At 62.7% G+C, this 17,900-nt stretch carries 19 protein-coding genes and 1 pseudogene; 2 read left to right on the top strand and 18 right to left on the bottom strand.

From position 1 onward, the window contains the following. The 6 genes from APH30_RS11620 to yghU all read right to left on the bottom strand — a co-directional run. On the bottom strand, positions 1-1,036 hold a 1,036-nt coding region (locus APH30_RS11620; RefSeq protein ID WP_054912626.1), incomplete at its 3' end, for a saccharopine dehydrogenase family protein. Positions 1,037-1,069: 33 nt separating this feature from the next. After that, a complete protein-coding gene (locus tag APH30_RS11615; protein ID WP_009686603.1) occupies positions 1,070-2,167 on the bottom strand; it encodes a carboxynorspermidine decarboxylase in 1,098 nt (365 codons plus the stop codon). Positions 2,168-2,344: 177 nt separating this feature from the next. Then, positions 2,345-3,262: a pyridoxal-phosphate dependent enzyme gene (locus APH30_RS11610; protein ID WP_054912625.1), complete on the bottom strand. Its 918-nt coding sequence runs from the start codon at positions 3,260-3,262 to the stop codon at positions 2,345-2,347. Beyond that, positions 3,259-3,927 (bottom strand): transcriptional regulator, encoded by a 669-nt coding sequence (locus APH30_RS11605; RefSeq protein ID WP_050492191.1) that lies wholly within the window; start codon positions 3,925-3,927, stop codon positions 3,259-3,261. Before APH30_RS11605 ends, APH30_RS11610 begins: the two co-directional genes overlap by 4 nt. Positions 3,928-4,020: 93 nt before the next feature. Continuing rightward, complete coding sequence (locus APH30_RS11600; RefSeq protein ID WP_054912624.1) at positions 4,021-5,724, bottom strand: amidase; 1,704 nt, start codon at positions 5,722-5,724, stop codon at positions 4,021-4,023. Positions 5,725-5,909: 185 nt separating this feature from the next. Then, on the bottom strand, positions 5,910-6,752 hold the full coding sequence (gene yghU, locus APH30_RS11595) for a glutathione-dependent disulfide-bond oxidoreductase (RefSeq protein ID WP_054912623.1): 843 nt from the start codon (positions 6,750-6,752) through the stop codon (positions 5,910-5,912). Between the two features lie 201 nt (positions 6,753-6,953). Here yghU and APH30_RS11590 point away from each other — a divergent pair, with 201 nt between their 5' ends. Next, positions 6,954-7,991, top strand: coding sequence for a dienelactone hydrolase (locus APH30_RS11590; protein WP_054912622.1), 1,038 nt, complete (start codon positions 6,954-6,956; stop codon positions 7,989-7,991). On the opposite strand, the gene APH30_RS11585 is transcribed toward APH30_RS11590, so the two are convergent. The 6 genes from APH30_RS11585 to APH30_RS11560 all read right to left on the bottom strand — a co-directional run bounded on the left by APH30_RS11585 (position 7,962) and on the right by APH30_RS11560 (position 14,416). Further along, positions 7,962-9,155, bottom strand: a complete 1,194-nt coding sequence (locus tag APH30_RS11585) for an MFS transporter (RefSeq protein ID WP_054912621.1) — start codon at positions 9,153-9,155, stop codon at positions 7,962-7,964. The genes APH30_RS11590 and APH30_RS11585 overlap by 30 nt on opposite strands. 147 nt (positions 9,156-9,302) lie before the next feature. Further along, positions 9,303-10,889, bottom strand: a complete 1,587-nt coding sequence (locus tag APH30_RS11580; RefSeq protein ID WP_029885780.1) for an ABC-F family ATPase — start codon at positions 10,887-10,889, stop codon at positions 9,303-9,305. 32 nt (positions 10,890-10,921) lie between these two features. After that, complete coding sequence (locus APH30_RS11575) at positions 10,922-12,136, bottom strand: site-specific integrase (protein WP_054903980.1); 1,215 nt, start codon at positions 12,134-12,136, stop codon at positions 10,922-10,924. A 252-nt stretch (positions 12,137-12,388) separates the two neighbouring features. Next, on the bottom strand, positions 12,389-12,889 hold the full coding sequence (locus APH30_RS11570; protein ID WP_054912620.1) for a hypothetical protein: 501 nt from the start codon (positions 12,887-12,889) through the stop codon (positions 12,389-12,391). A 54-nt stretch (positions 12,890-12,943) separates the two neighbouring features. Next, positions 12,944-13,864 (bottom strand): DHHA1 domain-containing protein, encoded by a 921-nt coding sequence (locus tag APH30_RS11565; RefSeq protein WP_256222007.1) that lies wholly within the window; start codon positions 13,862-13,864, stop codon positions 12,944-12,946. A gap of 57 nt (positions 13,865-13,921) precedes the next feature. After that, positions 13,922-14,416, bottom strand: a complete 495-nt coding sequence (locus tag APH30_RS11560; protein WP_054912619.1) for a hypothetical protein — start codon at positions 14,414-14,416, stop codon at positions 13,922-13,924. 68 nt (positions 14,417-14,484) lie between these two features. On the opposite strand from APH30_RS11560, the gene APH30_RS11555 reads away from it, so the two are divergent. Next, positions 14,485-14,670 carry a hypothetical protein gene (locus APH30_RS11555; protein WP_054912618.1) on the top strand — a complete coding sequence of 62 codons (186 nt, stop codon included), beginning with the start codon at positions 14,485-14,487 and terminating at the stop codon, positions 14,668-14,670. Positions 14,671-14,686: 16 nt separating this feature from the next. Here APH30_RS11555 and APH30_RS11550 read toward each other — a convergent pair whose 3' ends face one another. From APH30_RS11550 to APH30_RS11525, 6 genes and pseudogenes are all read right to left on the bottom strand, one after another. Beyond that, a complete protein-coding gene (locus APH30_RS11550; protein ID WP_054912617.1) occupies positions 14,687-15,481 on the bottom strand; it encodes a site-specific DNA-methyltransferase in 795 nt (264 codons plus the stop codon). A gap of 43 nt (positions 15,482-15,524) precedes the next feature. Further along, positions 15,525-15,800, bottom strand: a complete 276-nt coding sequence (locus APH30_RS11545; RefSeq protein WP_054881346.1) for a hypothetical protein — start codon at positions 15,798-15,800, stop codon at positions 15,525-15,527. Continuing rightward, positions 15,797-16,189, bottom strand: coding sequence for a DUF2591 domain-containing protein (locus tag APH30_RS11540; protein ID WP_054912616.1), 393 nt, complete (start codon positions 16,187-16,189; stop codon positions 15,797-15,799). Before APH30_RS11540 ends, APH30_RS11545 begins: the two co-directional genes overlap by 4 nt. Then, positions 16,186-16,569 carry an ASCH domain-containing protein gene (locus APH30_RS11535; RefSeq protein WP_054903986.1) on the bottom strand — a complete coding sequence of 128 codons (384 nt, stop codon included), beginning with the start codon at positions 16,567-16,569 and terminating at the stop codon, positions 16,186-16,188. The genes APH30_RS11540 and APH30_RS11535 overlap by 4 nt, the downstream gene beginning before the upstream one ends. Then, positions 16,566-16,817, bottom strand: a complete 252-nt coding sequence (locus tag APH30_RS11530) for a hypothetical protein (RefSeq protein WP_054912615.1) — start codon at positions 16,815-16,817, stop codon at positions 16,566-16,568. Before APH30_RS11530 ends, APH30_RS11535 begins: the two co-directional genes overlap by 4 nt. Positions 16,818-17,008: 191 nt before the next feature. After that, positions 17,009-17,704: pseudogene (locus APH30_RS11525) on the bottom strand (hypothetical protein); the annotation flags it as partial. Positions 17,705-17,900 lie beyond the last annotated feature (196 nt).

Here is a 17,900-nt window from a genome sequence, read left to right as displayed (position 1 = left end):
CGGCATAGGCCTCTTCGTGGTCGGTCACGTTGTAGATGAACACTTCGCGCGGTTGACCGTTCTTGGTGCCTTTGACCAGGTCGCCGATGCAGGTCTTGCCGGTGTAGCCCGGGGCCAGCGAGGCCGGGTCTGGCAGCACGGCCTTGACCACTTTCAGCGGCACCACTTCCAGGCCTTCGGCCGTTTTCACCGGCTGCTCGCTGAGCAGGCCAAGGTTTTTCAGCACCGTGAACACATTGATGTAGTGCTCGCCGAAGCTCATCCAGAAGCGCACATTCGGCACGTTGAGGTTCTTCGAAATCGAGTGAACTTCGTCATGGCCGGTGAGGTAGAGGTTTTGCGAGCCGACCACCGGCAGGTCGTCGGTACGCTTGACTTCGAACATGGTGTTGCTGGTCCACTGGCTGTTCTGCCAGCTCCACACTTGCCCGGTGAACTCGCGGAAGTTGATTTCCGGGTCGAAGTTGGTGGCGAAGTACTTGCCATGCGAGCCGGCATTGACGTCGAGAATGTCGATCGAATCAATGCTGTCGAAATACTGTTGCTGCGCAAGTTTTGCGTAGCTGTTGACCACACCCGGGTCAAAGCCGACCCCGAGAATGGCGGTAATGTTCTTTTGTTGGCACTCTTCGAGGTGTTTCCACTCGTAGTTGCCGTACCACGGCGGGGTCTCGCAGATCTTGCCCGGCTCTTCGTGGATGGCGGTGTCCAGGTAGGCGACACCGGTATCGATGCAGGCACGCAGCACCGACATGTTGAGGAAGGCGGAACCGACGTTGATCACGATCTGCGACTCGGTCTCGCGGATCAGCGCCTTGGTCGCCTCGACATCGAGGGCGTTGAGCGAGAAGGCCTGGATGTCGGCGGGAACCTTGAGGCTACCCTTGGCCTTGACGCTGTCGATGATGGCCTGGCATTTGGAGATGTTCCGTGACGCGATAGCGATACGACCCAGTTCGTCGTTATGCTGCGCGCACTTGTGGGCCACCACCTTGGCGACACCTCCTGCACCAATGATAAGAACGTTCTTCTTCAATTTACCTGTTGCTCCTTACTTGGGAAGCCGGCCTTACGACAGGCTGGAAACGTAGTCTTCAAAACCGAACTCACGGACGACCTCGACGCTGCCGTCGAGTTGCTTGACCGCGATGGACGGCATTTTCAAACCGTTGAACCAGTTTTTCTTGACCATGGTGTAACCGGCCGTGTCTACGAACGACAGGCGATCGCCAATGGCCAATGGGCGGTCGAACTGGTACTCACCGAAGATGTCACCGGCCAGGCACGATTTGCCGCAGACCATGTAGGTGTGCTCGCCGTCGTTGGGGGCCATCTTGGCGTTCAGGCGGTAGATCAGCAGGTCGAGCAGGTGCGCTTCGATCGAGCTGTCGACCACGGCCAGGTGCTTGCCGTTGTACAAGGTGTCGAGCACGGTCACTTCCAGCGAGGCGCTGTTGGTGATGGCGGCTTCGCCAGGCTCCAGGTACACCTGCACCCCGTAGGTTTGCGCGAAGGCCTTGAGGCGCGCGCAGAAGGCGTCTACTGCGTAGTCTTCACCGGTGAAGTGGATGCCGCCGCCCAGGCTGACCCACTCGACCTGGTGCAGCAGGTGGCCGAAGCGCTCTTCGATGTGCGTGAGCATCTTGTCGAACAGGCCGAAGTCACCGTTCTCGCAGTTGTTGTGGAACATGAAGCCAGAGATCTGGCCGATCACCTGCTCGATCTTGGCCGGGTCCCATTCGCCCAGGCGGCTGAACGGCCGGGCCGGGTCGGCCAGCAAGTAGTCGGAGCTGCTGACCTGCGGGTTGACGCGCAGGCCGCGCACCTTGCCTTCGGACTGGTCGGCAAAGCGTTGCAGCTGGCCGATCGAGTTGAAGATGATCTTGTCGCAGTTCTCGAGCATTTCCTCGACCTCGTCGTCGGCCCAGGCCACGCTGTAGGCGTGGGTCTCGCCGGCAAACTTCTGGCGGCCGAGCTTGAGCTCGAACAGGGAAGACGAGGTGGTGCCGTCCATGTACTGCTGCATCAGGTCGAATACCGACCAGGTGGCAAAGCACTTGAGGGCGAGCAGTGCCTTGGCACCGGAGTGTTCGCGCACGTAGGCGATCTTCTCCATGTTGCTGAGCAGCTTGGTTTTATCGATGAGGTAGTACGGCGTCTTGATCATTTAAAGGCCCCCGGCCAGGCCGGCCAAAAAAAGGACACGCATTGTGCCTTCCCTTGCCGCAGATCGAAAGGGCGCAGGGCATTTTTCCTTTGCGTGGCTGCCACTGCCGGGCAGAGTCGCCGGCAGTGTCGGGTTCAGTGATACACGGCAAAGGAAACAGACAGATGACAGCCCGTATCAGTCGACCTGTCGCAACCACGCCTGTATCTGTTCCAAAGTGGCGGTAGCACCCCCGCATACCACCACCAGCACGTTCGGGTAACGCGCCATGGCGCTGGCGTCATAGGCCAGCGCCAACGCGGCGCCACAGGCGGGCTCCACCAGTAGCCGATGGTCTTGCAGAAAGCGCTCGCAAGCCTGCAGCGCGGCACGGTCGCTGACCAGGTGGCTGTGTACCGGTTGCCGACGCGTACAGGCCAGCGCCTGTTCGGCCACCCGCTTGGCACCCAGCGAGCCGGCGATCGAGGCAATGCGCGGCAACGCCACGGTGTGTCCGGCTTGCATGGCCGCGTGCAGCGAGGCAGCGCCGGTCGTCTCCACGGCCAGCACCGGCACGTCCGCCCAGCCATTGCGTTGCAGCCCCTCGACCACGCCGCTGAGCAGCCCGCCACCCCCCACCGACAGCACGACCGCATCGGGCTTGAAGCCGGCCGCAACCACTTCGTCGACCAGGCTGGCATGCCCGGCCCACAGCAGCGGGTCGTCGAAGGGGTGAATGAAGGCATCGCCAGCGCCTACCAGGGTCAGTGCCAGTTCGTTGGCTTCCTGCCACGAGCTGCCGTGTACCAGTACCTTGGCATTTTCCAGGCGCAGCAGCTCCTTGGCCCGTTCGGTGGTGGTCTCGGGCACCACCACGGTCACCGGCACCCCCAGTTTGCGCCCGGCGTAGGCCACCGCCAGGCCGGCATTGCCCCCCGAGGACGACACCAGGTGCCTGGCACCCCGCGCGTAGTGAACCTCGCAGGCGTGGCCCACCCCGCGCAGCTTGAACGAGCCACAAGGCTGCAGGGCGTCAAGCTTGAGCCAGATGTTGCGCCCGGCAGCCAGCGACAGCGGGCGTGATTCGATCAGGGGCGTAGGGATGTGCAAGGTCATAGGCTGGCTCCGCGCAGTTGTTCGAGGTAGTTGTAGATGGTGTAGCGGGTCACGCCGAGTGCGCTGGCGGCCTTCTCGACGCCGCCCTTGACGATGAACAGGCCACGCTCCTGCATCACGCGCACAGCTTCGAGCTTGGCCTGCTTGTTCATTCGCCCTTGGCCATTGCGCTGCAGTGCGCCCTGGATGATCTCGCTCATCAGCAGCGCCATGTCGGCAGGCTCGGTGGCGGTTGGCGTAGCGCCCAGGGGCTGGAAGTGCTGGAGGAACTGCATGGCCGCGTCCAGGCCGGTGACATCGGTGTTCACGCACAGGCTGGCAAACGGGTGGCCGCTGCTGTCGCGGAATATCGCGGTGGCGCTGCGCAGCGTGCGGCCCTTGAGGGTAGTGGGGTAGTCGGGCAGCACCACCGGCTCACAACCCTGCTGGTCGGCCGAGGCCTGCATCAGGGCCTTGAAACCCTGGTCCTGTTCCGGGGCGGCAAGGATCGGGCTGCCGATGCTGCGACCGGAAAGGTGGCCATTGACGATAGCCACCACCGAGTGCTCGGGGTGGTCGAGGTCGTGCAGGAGGATTTCCATGTTGCGCGCGGCAACGCTGCCCAAGGCCTGGATGGCGGCCTTGAGCACGGTGAGGGTGAGCTGGCGCTCGGCAGTGGGTGTCATGGGCAACGAGCCGCTAAAATCAACGATTTGTGTATTTTTACACTAATCGTTGATTTTAGCGACGGTTGCCTGAGGGGCGTTGCCGTGGGGGGCTCAACCCAGGGCGGGGGTGCGCGGCGGCACAATGCGGCGCGAACCGGTCGCTTCAAAGGCGGCCGCAAAGGTCAGCAGGGCATTGTCGCTGTAGGCCCGCCCGGCGAAGGTCAGGCCCACCGGCATACCGATGTCGGCCATGACGCCCATCGGTACGGTCACGGTCGGTACGCCAAGATGGCGGATCGCCAGGTTGCCATTGGCCACCCATACGCCGTTGCTCCAGGCGATGTCCGCCGATACCGGGTTGACGTCGGCATCGGCCGGGCCGACATCGGCCACGGTGGGGAACAGCACGGCGTCCAGGCCTTGGGCGTCCATCCAGTCTTCCAGGTCCAGCTTGCGGGTCTGCTCCAGGCCGCGCAGCCCATCGGGCAGGGTCTCGATCTGGTCCCAGGTTTTCAGGCCACGCTTGGCCATGTTGACGTATTCGTCCATGCCGGCTGCAAGGTCGTCTTCGCGGTTGGGCAGGGTGCCCGGGTCGTGCGGGAAAATCTGAGGCCCATCGACATCCGCCAGGCGGTTGAGCTTTGGGTCGCCATTGGCGCGCAGGAAATCATCGAAGCCCCAGCCCGACAGCTCCCACAGCTCGTCGTGCAGGAATTCCTTGCTGACGATGCCGCGGTTGTACACCGTGGGTGCGCCGGGGCGGTCCCCTTCGCAGTTGGACACCAGCGGGAAATCGACGTCCACCACTTGCGCGCCGGCCGCTTCCAGGGCCTGACGTGCCTGTTGCCACAAGGCGATAACGCTGGCGCGAGTGTGGATGCGCTGGCCGGTAGGGCCCCCGATACCGGGCTTTTGTGAAGTGCCGACTGCGTCGTCGGCATTGATGTACATGCGCGGCACGCCGAAGCGTTTGCCCTTGAGGGCGCCGGCATCGGCGGCCAGGTCCAGGTACGACGCCGGGCGCACCGCCGAGGCCGCGGGGATCGGCACCCAGGGCTGCAGGCGCCACAGGTCGCCACGCTTGTCGGGGTCATCGGCGACCACCACGTCGAGTACCTCCAGCAGGTCGGCCATGGTGCGCGCATAGGGCACCACCACATCCATGGTCGGCGTCAGCGGCCAGTTGCCGCGCACCGAAATCACCCCACGCGAGGGCGTGTAGGCGCACAGGCCATTGTTCGAGGCGGGGCCGCGGCCACTGGACCAGGTTTCTTCGGCCAGGCCGAAGGCGCTGAAACTGGCGGCGGTAGCCGTGCCTGCGCCGTTGGACGAGCCCGAGGCGAACGGGGCGGTCAGGTAATGGGCGTTGTACGGGCTTTCGGCGCGGCCATACACACCGCGCTGCATCCCCCCGTTGGCCATGGGCGGCATGTTGGTCTTGCCCAGGCATATGGCCCCGGCGGCGCGCAGGCGCTCGATGGTGAAAGCGTCGCGCTGGGCCACCAGGTCTTTGAAGGCCGGGCTGCCCGATGCCGCAGTCAGGCCTTTGACCAGGTAGCTGTCCTTGGCAGTGTAGGGAATGCCGTCCAGCGGGCTCAGCAGCTGGCCTTTGGCGCGGCGGGCATCGGAGGCCTCGGCTTCTTGCAGCGCCTGCGGGTTGCGCACCACTACGGCGTTCAGGGCGGTGGCCGTGTCGGCGCCGTCGTAGGCATCAATGCGGGCCAGGTAGGCCTTGACCAGCTCGACCGCCGTCGTGCGGCCCGATTCGAGCGCGTCGCGCAGCTCGGCAATGGAAACCTCGGTTACCTCGATCATGCGTTCACCAAACAATGTACAGGTGGGGGCTATTGCGGGGAGTGTACAAGAAGGGCTACGCGGACGCAGGTTTGCGCAGGGGCAAACGGTTTTGTGCAGGTGGGCATTGTCATGCCCGAGTACGCGGCGGGCATTGGCAGCGGCGGCCCTGTATCACCACAGGGCCACCTTCGGCGCGCGTTGTATCAGTTGTCCAGATCCGCAGCCGAATGCCGTTCAGGCACCTGGCTGGCTTCGTCGCCCCAGGTGCGGTTCACCCGGGTGCCGCGTTGCACTGCCTTGCGCGCGGCAATGTCTTGCGCCCAGCGCTGCACATGCGGGTACTCGTCCACCGCCAGGAACTCTGCTGCGCCGTACAGGTTGCCCAGTACCAACTGGCCGTACCAGGGCCATACGGCAATATCGGCGATGCTGTATGCCTCACCGCCCAGGTAGCGGCTTTCGGCCAGGCGCCGGTCAAGCACATCGAGCTGACGCTTGGCTTCCATGGTGAAGCGGTTGATGGCGTACTCGAACTTCTCCGGCGCGTACACATAGAAATGACCGAAGCCGCCACCCAGGTAGGGCGCCGCTCCCATCTGCCAGAACAGCCAGTTCAGGCACTCGGTGCGGGCAGCAGGCGCTGTCGGCAGCAGGGCGCCGAACTTTTCTGCCAGGTACAACAGGATCGAGCCGGACTCGAAGACTCGCACCGGTGGTTCCTGGCTGCAGTCGAGCAGCGCGGGGATCTTGGAGTTGGGGTTGACGTGAACGAAGCCGCTGGAAAACTGGTCGCCTTCGCCGATGCGGATCAGCCAGGCATCGTATTCCGCGCCAGCGTGGCCGAGTTCAAGCAGCTCTTCCAGGGCAATGGTGACCTTCACGCCGTTGGGTGTGGCCAGCGAATACAGCTGCAGCGGTTGCTTGCCCTTGGGCAGGTCCTTGTCATGGGTAGGGCCGGCGACAGGGCGGTTGATGCTGGCGAACTGGCCCCCGGATGCAGCGTCAGGGCGCCAGACCTTGGGTGGCACGTAGGCAGGTTTGCTCATGCATGAAACTCCTTTAAGGGCGCTGAAGCGGTCAGATAAAACCGTTGACCGTCATCTATGCCACGGGTTCGCCGCCAGGTGCAAATGCAGGGTGCGCGTACAGGCCTGGCATAACGCCGGTTTCATCCAGTTTTCATGCGGCGCCTGCGGGGCCAGGCCTATGCTGGGTTATCGCATTGCCACGCAAGGAGCCGCTGGCCGATGACTCTCCCCCGTTGCGTGTTGACGCTGGCGCTGTGCGCCTGCCTGCTGGCCCATGCCGAGGCTGCGCAATGGGCAGCAGGCCTGCATCACATGACCTTGACCGACCCGGTCGATAACCGGCCCATGCAGGCGTTGGCGTTCTACCCAGCGCTGGGCCAGGCCCGCAGTAGCCGCATCGATGGCTACCCGCTCGACGTGGCCGAAGAGGCCCCAATCGCCATGGGGCGCTTCCCGCTGTTGGTGCTGTCGCACGGCAATACCGGTAGCCCGCTGGCGTTGCATTACCTGGCTACGGCATTGGCGCGCGCAGGGTTCGTGGTGGTAGCGGTGGTCCACCCCGGGGACAACACCCGCGACCACAGCCGCCTGGGCACCCTGAGCAATCTGTATGGCCGGCCGTTGCAGCTCAGCGCTGCGATCACTGCGGCCCGCGCAGACAGCGTGGTGGGCCCGTACCTGACGGACGGCAAGGTGGGTGTGATCGGCTACTCGGCGGGTGGTGAAACGGCGTTGATCTTGTCTGGCGCGCACCCCGACCTGGAGCGTTTGCGCCAGTACTGCCTGGAACGCCCGAACGACGCCGACGCCTGCAAGACCCACGGCATATTGATAGCCGACCGCAGTGAGCTTGGCCCCAAGGCCGACCCGCGTGTCGGCGCGGTGATGTTGATGGCGCCGCTCAGCCTGCTGTTCGGGCGGCATGCCCTGGCCGGGGTGCAGGTGCCGGCATTGATCTACAGCGGCGACAGCGACCAGTTGGTGGCCGTGGACCGCAACGCCGCAGCGCTGGCCCGCAAGCTGCCAGTCACACCGGATTACCGGCTGTTGGCCGGTGCCGGGCATTTCGTGTTCATGGCCCGTTGCGATGCCGAGCAATACCAGCGCATGCCGGTGCTGTGCAAGGATGCCGAAGGCGTTGACCGTCGGCATATCCACCACTCACTGCAACGTGAAACCGCAGCGTTCTTCAGCGAGGCGCTGGGGGCGCCGCAATCGGCCGAGCGCTCAGCGGCCACGGCCACGCCGCGCCAGTAGCAGCGTCAGCCCGACGCCAGCCAGTGCCAGCAGGGCGGCCACGCAGAAGATCGAGGCATAGCCCAGGTGCGCGGCAACCGCCCCCATTACCGGCCCGGCGAGGGCCAGGGCCATGTCGAAGAACACCGCGTAGGCGCTCAGCCCGGCACCCCGGCTGCTGCTGGGTACCTGCCTGATGGCTTCGACGCCCAGTGCCGGGTACACCAGCGACAGCCCAAAGCCGGCCAGCCCGGCGCCCAGCAATGCCCACGGTGGTGAGGGCGCCAGCCACAGCAGGCCAAGGCCGAGCACTTCGGTGGCCATGCAGGCGACCGCGACGTTGTAGCCACCAAAGCGGTTGACCGCGTTGACGAACAGCAGCCGGGAGATGATGAAGCACACGCCAAACGCGCTCAGGCACCAGGCTGCGCCGGCCCAGCCACGCTCAAGGTAATACAGGGTGACAAAGGTGGTCAGGGTGCCGTACCCGATGGAAGCGAGGGTCAGGCCAACACCACACGGCGCCACCCGGCCGAACGCCGACCAGAAGGGCAGGCGCTCGCCGCGCGTCACCGCCACGTCGGGGCGTTTGCGCAGCACCAGCAGGGCAATGGCTGCCAACCCCAGCAGCGCCGGGCCCAGCGCGCTGATGCCCAGCCCGTCGACGGCCAGCACACCCACGGGCGCGCCGATGGCGATGGCACCGTAAGAGGCGATGCCGTTCCATGAAATGACCCGGGCGGTGTGCTCAGGGCCGACCTGGCTGATTCCCCAGCTCAGGGTCGCTACGCCGATCAACCCCTGGGCTATGCCCAGCAGCAGGCGCCCGGCAAGCAGTAGGCCCAGGCTGAGGGTTGGCAGGTTCAGCGCCCAGGCGGACAGCAGGGTCAGCACGCCACAGCCGGCGATACCCAGCAGGCCATAGCGTATTGCCCGCTTGCCGCCCAAGGTATCGGCCACCTTGCCGGCTAATGGCCGGCTGAGCAGGGTGGCCAGGTATTGCAAGGCGATGGTCACGCCCGCTATCACGGCGCCGAAGCCCAGCTGATCGTGCACATGGCTGGGCAGTACCGCGATCGGCAGGCCGATGCAGAGGAAGGCAATGAAGGTGTAGAAGACGATCGACAGGATTTGCAGGGTTATGTGCAAGCTATCGCTGGGGGGAGCAGGTTGTTGCGCGGTCATGGGCTCGTTCGCGGGCGGGCGGTTGGGCGTGAACCCATCATGCCGTTGCGCGAAGGAAATGAAAGCAGGCTAACGAATTTTTCGTGGAGAGGCCTGCGCTGTGGCGCAAGGCCTGGCCGTCGAAAGCGGCCAGGCCTTACTGCTCAATCAGACCAACACACCCTGGCTACGCAGGTAGTCGTCGTAGGTACCGCTGAAGTCCACCACGCCATCGGCCGAGAGCTCGATGATGCGGGTAGCCAGCGACGAAACGAATTCGCGGTCGTGGCTGACGAACAGCAGGGTGCCTGGGTAGTTTTCCAGCGCCAGGTTGAGTGCTTCGATCGACTCCATGTCGAGGTGGTTGGTCGGTTCGTCCATCACCAGCACGTTGGGCTTTTGCAGGATTAGCTTGCCGAACAGCATGCGGCCTTGTTCACCACCGGAAATCACCTTCACCGACTTGAGGATCTCGTCGTTGGAGAACAGCATGCGCCCCAGGGTGCCGCGGATCACCTGCTCGCCGGATGTCCACTGGCCCATCCAGTCGAACAGGGTCATGTCGTCTTCGAAGTCGTGGGCGTGGTCTTGCGCGTAGTAGCCGACTTCGGCGCTGTCGGTCCACTTCACCGAACCGGCATCTGGGGTCATTTCGCCGACCAAGGTGCGCAGCAGGGTGGTCTTGCCGATACCGTTGGGGCCGATGATCGCCACGCGCTCACCCGCTTCCACGGTAAGGTCGAAGTTCTTGAACAGCACCTTGTCATCGAAGGCTTTGGCCATTTTCTCGACGACCACGGCCTGGCGGTGCAGCTTTTTGGTTTGTTCGAAGCGAATGAACGGGCTGACGCGGCTGGACGGTTTCACCTCGGCCAGCTGGATCTTGTCGATCTGCTTGGCGCGCGAAGTGGCCTGCTTGGCTTTCGAAGCGTTGGCCGAGAAGCGGCTGACAAAGGTCTGCAGTTCGGCGATCTGGGCTTTCTTCTTGGCGTTGTCCGCCAACAATTGCTCGCGCGACTGGGTGGCGGCCGTCATGTACTCGTCGTAGTTGCCCGGGAACAGGCGCAGTTCGCCGTAGTCCAGGTCAGCCATGTGGGTGCACACGCTGTTGAGGAAGTGGCGGTCGTGGGAAATGATGATCATGGTGCTGTTACGCGCCGTGAGGACCGTTTCGAGCCAGCGGATGGTGTTGATGTCCAGGTGGTTGGTCGGTTCGTCGAGCAGCAGCACGTCCGGGTCCGAGAACAGCGCCTGGGCCAGCAGCACACGCAGCTTCCAGCCAGGGGCCACTTCGCTCATCGGGCCGAAGTGCTGCTCCAGCGGAATACCCAGGCCCAGCAGCAGTTCGCCGGCGCGCGACTCGGCGGTGTAGCCGTCCATTTCGGCGAATTCGGTTTCCAGTTCGGCGACGGCCATGCCGTCTTCCTCGGACATTTCCGGCAGCGAGTAGATACGGTCGCGCTCAGCCTTGACCTTCCACAGCTGGCCGTGGCCCATGATCACCGTGTCGATGACGGTGAATTCCTCGTAGGCGAACTGGTCCTGGCGCAGCTTGCCCAGGCGGGTGTTGGGTTCGAGCATGACCTGGCCACCCGAAGGCTCCAGGTCACCGCCGAGGATCTTCATGAAAGTCGACTTGCCGCAGCCGTTGGCGCCGATCAGGCCGTAGCGGTTGCCGTTGTTGAATTTGACAGAAACGTTTTCGAACAGCGGCTTGGAGCCGAACTGCATGGTGATGTTGGCGGTAGAAATCAAGTGCTTGTCCTGCGGGGGTTCCAGAGGTGTATTTAGGCCCTCTCGTCAGTTTTGGGCCAATTTTGGGCCAATTCGACTCGGGGCGGCAGCTTCTCCAGCTCCCTCCAGTCCGAGGAGGAGCTGATCCATTTCGCGTAGGTAGAGAGCAACATCTCGACGCTGTGGCCAAGCTGGCTCGCGATGAACGCGGGGTTCATCCCAGACATCAGGCACATGGTTGCGTAGGTGTGGCGGGTGTCGTACTGACGGCGTTCACGGATGTTCAGCGCCTTCAGCGCCGATTTGAAGTGGCGGATTGTAACACTTGGCTCGTTGATCCACAGCCCACCTTTGCTTGGTTGGAACACGAAGGGACTAGTCGGGTGGGCCGACTTGGACGCCATTCGACGAAGGGTAGCCATTCGCTGGGCCTGGTTGATGGCGTTCAATGCGCGCTCGTTCAACAGGACCACCCGATGATGCTTGGTTTTCGTACGTTCCTGGGGCGCACGGTTGACGATGATCCGGCGAACCGTCGCGGAACGCTGATCAACGTCGATGTCCTCCCATTTCAGACCCATTGCTTCGCCAGGGCGAACCCCAGTGAAGAAGCAAAACTCGAAGAACGCTGCGTAGATCTGCGAGTATTTCTGAAGCGTCGCATACAGGTGGGAGATTATCGCCTCTGCTTCCGCCCTGGTGTAAGGGTCTACGACTTTCTTGACGGACTTTGGCTTATCAAGCGAGGTGGTGGGGTTCTTGGCGATCAAACCATCAAGGACCGCTGTCTTGAAAACACTGGCCAGCTTGATGATCGCATTCCGCTTTACGCCAACTGACGTCCACTGGATCTGGGAAATTACCCCGCGAAGCATCGTCGGCGTAATCATGTCTATCCGGCGTAGGCCGAGGTATGGCATCCAGTAGATGTTGAACACGCTCTTGTAGTTGTTGCGGGTGCCTTCGACGATGTCGCGGCTATCCAGCCACATCTGGGTGTAGGCGCCCAGGCTCGGGATAGACTCCGCCGTCCGGCGTGCAACCTCCGAGCCCGGGAATAGCTCGGCATACTTCTCGTCGTCTAGCAGGCCGTGACGGATCAGGTTGACTACTTGATCACGTACACGGCTGGCTGCGCGGATGCCCTGCGCCGTCGGGGGGTGGGCGAGGGTTTCCCCGCGACGCTCACCGTTCCAAGTGAAACGGATTCGGAGCGAGTCTCCTCGGATTTCAATTCCAGGGGGCAGACCCACAGGCTTTCGAGCCATTCCTCATATCTCCATCTGCTGTACATGATGTTGCGGCCGTTCTTGTTCCAGACGCCTTCAGGGATTTTCCCGCGCTGGCGCCGGGTCTGAAGCGCTCGCAGCGTGATTCCCAGCAGTTCGGCCATCCTTTCCTCCGTTACCTTGTCCATTTCCTGGGCAATGGCCTCTGCCATCCCGGCGTGTTCATCGCCTGGCTTCTTCCTTTTTAAATGCATGTTGGTCTCCACGCCGCCGGTGGCGGCAGGTTGGTGGTTAAGTGGTCGCCTTGGCGGCTTTTGCGTGGCCGACGCAAACCCGTAGTGGTTCACCGCGTTCGTCGAGGTCGGCGTGGCACATGAAGCCCTTGCGGTCGTGCGCCATGAACTCTGCGTCGCTGGTGGTGATGGGCGACTGATTGGCGATGGATCCCAGGCGATATGCGCAGCCCTGACATGCACCGGCCGGGTCGCACTTGCTTGCGATCTGCACGCCTTGGCAGGCCCCGAAGATGGTCGGCAGGTTCACGCTGTCGAACTTGTCGGGGTGAACGCCGCACTCATGGATGAGGACCATGTCACTCATCTCTGCACAGTTGGCAGCGACGGAGTTGGCCATGCCAATAAACTGAGCGAACATCTCGGCGAGCTTCGCCGGACCGTGCTCTCGCCATAGGGCTTTCACCATGGTGCGGCGCATATCCAGGCCATGCTGGCTGATACCGGCGATGATCAGCGCGTCCGCTGGCGAAATGCTGTAGTCGGTGTTTTCGGGCATAGGTCATCCTCGCCCGGCTGTCGCTACCACCGGGCTTTGTTGGCGTGGTGTTGATTACTTGGTGAGTTCGTGGCCGAACGGCACGCGGAAACCGGAGGCGTTTCGGTGGCCGCCACCGCCGTACTGTTTAGCGATCTCCGACACATCCAGCCCCTCGTCGGTGCTGCGCAGGCTGAATACGCGGCCATCTGGCGTATCCCAGTAGCACGCGGCGAACGCTTCGCCTTGAGCCATCAGGTGCCCGGCGTCACTGGTGAGCGTGTACGGCAGGCTGGCCACGGACACATCGTGACCGCCGATGACCAGGCGGCGCTTCATCACGGCAACCAGCTCGGCAATATCCTTGTGGTGCTTGCGCTCGATCGCGGCGCCGTCCGAGCGGAGGGTTTCCACATCGGCCGCCATCAGCTTGTCCCAGACTTCAAAGTCGTATGGGTAGCTGAACAGGTTCGCCTGGATTTCGCGGGTGCCGTCCAGCTTGAACAGCCAGAGGTCGCGGTCCTCGATGTGGCGCAGCAGCATGGGCGGCTCTTGCCCGGGGAAGAAGTGGTCCCAGGCCAGCATGGCGCCGCTGCGGTTCATATCGAAGCAGCAGGCGATGGCCGGTGCGTTCTGCATTTGCATGAAGCTGTGAGCGCTTTCCCAGCCCAGCGCGACCGTGCCGTCGGCGTGCCGGCCATCGAGCCGAACGCCTGCATGGAAGGGCGGGAACTTGCTCAGGTCCTCGGCCGCCGACTTGTGATGATCCAGGATGATGATGCTGTGGGCCTTCCAGCTCATCCTCGCCATGACTTCGTACTTGTAGCTGAAGTCGACGATGATAACGTCCTTGCCCTCAACGTCTGGCGGCTCTTGGCCGTAGACACCGGCGACAAACTCGACCTGGTCGCCCAGGGCTTTGCGGACAACCCAGGCGGCACCGAAGCCGTCAGCACAGTTGCCGTGGTAGATGCACATCGTTTTGCGTTCAGACATAGAGTTTCCTCACCCGCACGGCAGATGGCGGGCATTTGATTAATGGCAGGGTGACGGTTAGGCAGGAATTTTTTCAAGAGCCGCGTCGGCGACCTTGATCGCGGCCTGGGCGTTGTTGACGTAGGCCGGGTCGAATCCGCCGGCGTAGTGGATAACACGCTGGCAGGCTTCTAGCTCTTTGCGCGCCAGGCGCAGGGCATGGACCAGCTCTTCTTGCTGCGCGCCTTCGGCCCGACCGATATCCCAGAACTCCTGGCCCCAGTGATCAGCAGGCGGAGGGTTGCTGTTTTGCTTGCCGCAAGCCATGGTTCCGATGATCGCGTCACAGACCAGGCGCTTGTAATTGTTCTGGCCATCAAGGCCAAGCCCGCCACGGCGGCGCAAGGTGCTCACCACCTCGTCGACGTTCAGGCCGCTGTCCTTCAGGACGATGTCGAGCTCAGGCTTGCCCTGGGTGTATATGACTAGAGCCAGCTTGGCTTCCGGCCAGAGATCGGCTGCCAGGCGCTCCAAGCAGTCGTTCGCGGTGTGGTGGAATCGTTCTGCGGACATAGGTAATCCTCGCCTGCGCCTGTCGGCGGGCTCATGTGGTTTAATCGGGGTTCAAGAGGAGGAGCGATATGGCCAAGGAAACTAGAAAGCCGTGGGGCTATGCAGCAGTCACCCTGGTACCCACTGGCGTCGGGTTCGCTTTCAGTGGACTGATGACAAGCCAGCCTGCCTTCATCTACAGCGGCCTTGGCATGGCCATACCTGGAGTTTTGCTGGCCGTGACGCACTTCTGGTCGGCACGCCGGCGGGCTTGAGTTGTAGGGGGAAGGGTTAAGCTCTCGCTTCGAACAGTTCGATCTGCGCCGCTTGGGTATCGCGAATGGCGATGGCTTCGTCGATTCGCTGCCTGGCTATGTCCAGATAGCCAAGTGGTTTACCGTTTTCGTCGGTGTCCTTCTCGATCCCGATGAACCGCCGGTGCAACTGGACTGCTGCAACGCCGGTCGTGCCGCTACCCATCGTGTTGTCGAGCACCACCTGGCCCGGGTTGGTGTAGGTGGCGATCAGGAACCGCATCCAGCTGACCGGCTTCTGGGTTGGGTGGAAGTTGGCCGTCTGTTTGTCGCTCGAGAAGAACTGAACCGAACGCGGGTACCGGTCCGTGGAGTCGTATTCGGTGAGCGCCAGGGCCTTGCCGTAGCACTCCGAATTGACCGTCTTCCGCTTCGCCGTCCGCCGCTCGTGACCGGTTGTCATCTGCGGGTTGTACACCGGCTGGCGCCGGTAGAAGACCTGGGCACTTTCATGAGCCCGCAGGGGCTGCTTCTTGGCGTTGAGGAAGCCGGTGGCATTGGCTTTCTCCCAGATCCACTCGTAGCGGTAGTCGCGGGGGTTGCTGGCGACTACCAGTGAGCTGAAAGGCTGAGCCGCGCACAGCACAATGGCCGCTTCTGGCTTGGCGATTCTCAAGTACTGCTCCCACAGGGGAGCGAAAGGGATTACCACATCCCAGGCGCACTGTGTTGTGCCATAGGGCAAGTCAGCCAGCACCAGGTCGACGCTTGCGTCTGGTATCGACTTCATCACCTCCAGGCACTCGCCTCGGTAAAGGCTAGCGTCGTTCATCGCGACCCCCTGCAGATCAGGTAGGCCATGTAGGCGAGGGCGATCATTGAGCGGCCTCTTTGGCCATGAGCTCGTCAACGACCGCATCAGCCATCGCGCAGAACAGGGGCATTCTCCCCTCGTTCCAGATAGCCAGCGGTGAGCTGGTTCCAATGGGGTTGCGAACGAATCGGTACCGCTTGGCATCCTTGCGCAGAGCCTCGTTCTCTGCGAGTAGCTCATTTACGCCCTCAGCCAGGAACCTGTGTTGTTCGTCGCAGCAGAATCGACGGTCGTTCATCACCCGCTCAGCCAGCGCTTTCAATGCTTCTCGGTTCACGGCATAAGCTCCTTCGGCACCTGGACGGTATCGCCAATCTTGTGGGCGACAATGGCTCGACACGCCGCCGGCAATGGAAGAGCAGACCCTTGGGCAACGTCCTTGCCGTTTTCGGTTATCCAGGCTGCCCAGTAGTCCCAATCTTTCTGCGGGCAGTGCAGGCTGACGTTGTGCTTCTGCAGTAGCGGTCCGCCCACCGCCCAGTCTTCCCACGGGTTGAAGCGCTTGGCTTGCTCGGTCACGGTGTAGCGGTGGCGGGCAAACACCCGCCAGGAGGTGTTGTAGTGCGGTGGCTCCATTTCCAACTCCAGGCCTTCGGCCATGCCTACTGCCCATCCAAGCGCCTCGCCGACCAGGTCTGCCGTCTTCACTTCGATCAGGTCGGTCATACCAGCACCTCGTCGGGCACATCAAAGAATCCTAGGCGCCCCTTCATCGGGACAAACGGGAGCGGCTTTGGATCGCGCAGCACGAACCCTTTCTCGCCCATGTACCAGGGCGATTCGCTGTGATCGACGCTGTCGATAAGCTCGACTGAGCCAATTATCCCGCCTCGCAAAAGGTTGTCAGGCGGCACCGGGAAGGGCGGCTTGATCCCCTGTCGGGTCATGAAATCAAAGGCCGACAGAAACTCACGACGTGTCATGCCGGTGGCGGCGTGTACCAAGAAACGTCCTCGAAACTTCGTGTGCCAGGTTCGATTCTCGATGTCCTTGCCGCCGCTGATGATCAGCCAGGCCCAGGGCTGGCGAATTGAAAGTGCTTTCACAGCTCATACCTTTCATCAATCCAGCGCCCAGGCGCCAGTGCGGGTGTAGGTTCGGGTTGTGTTTCGTGCGGGGAGAGCTGGCGCTGGTTGCCGGCCTGCAGCTGGCTGTCGGGGATGCAGCTGATGTCGACCCCGTTGAGCAGGTAGCAGGTGACGCCGCGCTGGCTGTCGTGCTGCACGTCGATGATGTTCTCGGTTGCGCTGGCGCCGGTGGCCAGCAGCAGGAGGCAGAGGGCGAGGCGGGTCATTGACTCACCTCGCGCTGGTGGTCGGCGTATGCCTCTGCGTTGCACTTAGGGCAGGGGATATCGCCGCCGCTCAGTAATGGCCCGCCCGGCACATCGCAGCTGTCCTCATCCCACAGGAAGCCATCAACGCACTGAGCATCGGGATACGGCGCGCCGAAGTGCCTGCCTTGGTAGTCGCACGGTTTAATCACCTTGAACTCGACGACCCAGACCCATGGGTTGGCGTCCCAGCTGTACTCGCCGTTGATCTTTTCCCAGAGGTTCGCGAACGCCCATTTGGCTCGGTCGAGGCATTGGTCAGGGTGGGTTGCATCGCCAGAGTGCCAGCCTGGAGCCTGCTGTAGCTTCATTGGGTGGTATGTCTTGCCACCGTCCACGCTGACCTTGCCGGGCCGCTCTTGCATGCCGAAGTCGGTGTACACCATGCCTTCGGCCCTGGCCTGGTCGTCGCTGATGTCCTGCAGTCGTTCTACGCGAACGTCGGTAAGCTCCAGCAGGATGCGGCTGGCCCAGCGCGGCATGTGAATGCTGGGCCGCCAGGTAATCAGGCTCTCTTCACCCTCCCAGTCCGGTAATGGATCGGCGCGGTAAACCACATCAACGCTGGCTCGCTCGTCAACGGGGACTTTGGCCTCCCGGTAGTCGTTGATGAAGCAGGTTTCGCGCACCCACAGGCGATCACCTGGCCGACCATAAGGGCATTCAGGGTTTCGCTTGGTCGGGTCCGGGTGGCGAATGAATGGCTGGCCACGGCCGTAGCTCCCGATGTCGCCAGGGGTGCGGGGCTGAATCTTCAGCGCGCGGCGGGTGACCGTCTTCCGGCCTTCCAGGACGTCGCGGACCATAGGCCCGCTAAACAGGATCGGGCGTTCCTTTGCTTGAGACATAGCTTCGCCTTGGCCGCCATATCGCGGCAGTGAATAGAGGGGAAAGGGGTTACAGCTGGATGGAGTACAAATGTGCTCCATTCCGGTTTACGGAGTGACCGCTTCGATTTGATGTCACAGTGAATGCACAGGGACATCGGCACGTATTCTCGAGCCAGCCCTTTAGGACATCAGTCCAATGCTAAGCAACGATGAT

This window comes from Pseudomonas sp. NBRC 111127 (genome assembly GCF_001320345.1).
In the GTDB taxonomy this organism is placed as follows: domain Bacteria; phylum Pseudomonadota; class Gammaproteobacteria; order Pseudomonadales; family Pseudomonadaceae; genus Aquipseudomonas; species Aquipseudomonas juntendi.
The sequence above is the reverse complement of the archived record's forward strand: the minus strand, read 5'-3'. Positions and strand labels throughout refer to the sequence as shown.

Excerpts from the sequence above, each read along its gene's own strand:
- APH30_RS11570 (WP_054912620.1), bottom strand. The coding sequence starts at position 12,889 with ATGCCCGAAAACACCGACTACAGCATTTCGCCAGCGGACGCGCTGATC.
- APH30_RS11530 (WP_054912615.1), bottom strand. The coding sequence starts at position 16,817 with ATGACCCGCCTCGCCCTCTGCCTCCTGCTGCTGGCCACCGGCGCCAGC.
- APH30_RS11610 (WP_054912625.1), bottom strand. The coding sequence starts at position 3,262 with ATGACCTTGCACATCCCTACGCCCCTGATCGAATCACGCCCGCTGTCG.
- APH30_RS11550 (WP_054912617.1), bottom strand. The coding sequence starts at position 15,481 with ATGAACGACGCTAGCCTTTACCGAGGCGAGTGCCTGGAGGTGATGAAG.
- APH30_RS11600 (WP_054912624.1), bottom strand. The coding sequence starts at position 5,724 with ATGATCGAGGTAACCGAGGTTTCCATTGCCGAGCTGCGCGACGCGCTC.
- APH30_RS11615 (WP_009686603.1), bottom strand. The coding sequence starts at position 2,167 with ATGATCAAGACGCCGTACTACCTCATCGATAAAACCAAGCTGCTCAGC.
- APH30_RS11540 (WP_054912616.1), bottom strand. The coding sequence starts at position 16,189 with ATGACCGACCTGATCGAAGTGAAGACGGCAGACCTGGTCGGCGAGGCG.
- APH30_RS11590 (WP_054912622.1), top strand. The coding sequence starts at position 6,954 with ATGACTCTCCCCCGTTGCGTGTTGACGCTGGCGCTGTGCGCCTGCCTG.
- APH30_RS11560 (WP_054912619.1), bottom strand. The coding sequence starts at position 14,416 with ATGTCCGCAGAACGATTCCACCACACCGCGAACGACTGCTTGGAGCGC.
- yghU (WP_054912623.1), bottom strand. The coding sequence starts at position 6,752 with ATGAGCAAACCTGCCTACGTGCCACCCAAGGTCTGGCGCCCTGACGCT.
- APH30_RS11555 (WP_054912618.1), top strand. The coding sequence starts at position 14,485 with ATGGCCAAGGAAACTAGAAAGCCGTGGGGCTATGCAGCAGTCACCCTG.
- APH30_RS11605 (WP_050492191.1), bottom strand. The coding sequence starts at position 3,927 with ATGACACCCACTGCCGAGCGCCAGCTCACCCTCACCGTGCTCAAGGCC.
- APH30_RS11585 (WP_054912621.1), bottom strand. The coding sequence starts at position 9,155 with ATGACCGCGCAACAACCTGCTCCCCCCAGCGATAGCTTGCACATAACC.
- APH30_RS11575 (WP_054903980.1), bottom strand. The coding sequence starts at position 12,136 with ATGGCTCGAAAGCCTGTGGGTCTGCCCCCTGGAATTGAAATCCGAGGA.
- APH30_RS11565 (WP_256222007.1), bottom strand. The coding sequence starts at position 13,864 with ATGTCTGAACGCAAAACGATGTGCATCTACCACGGCAACTGTGCTGAC.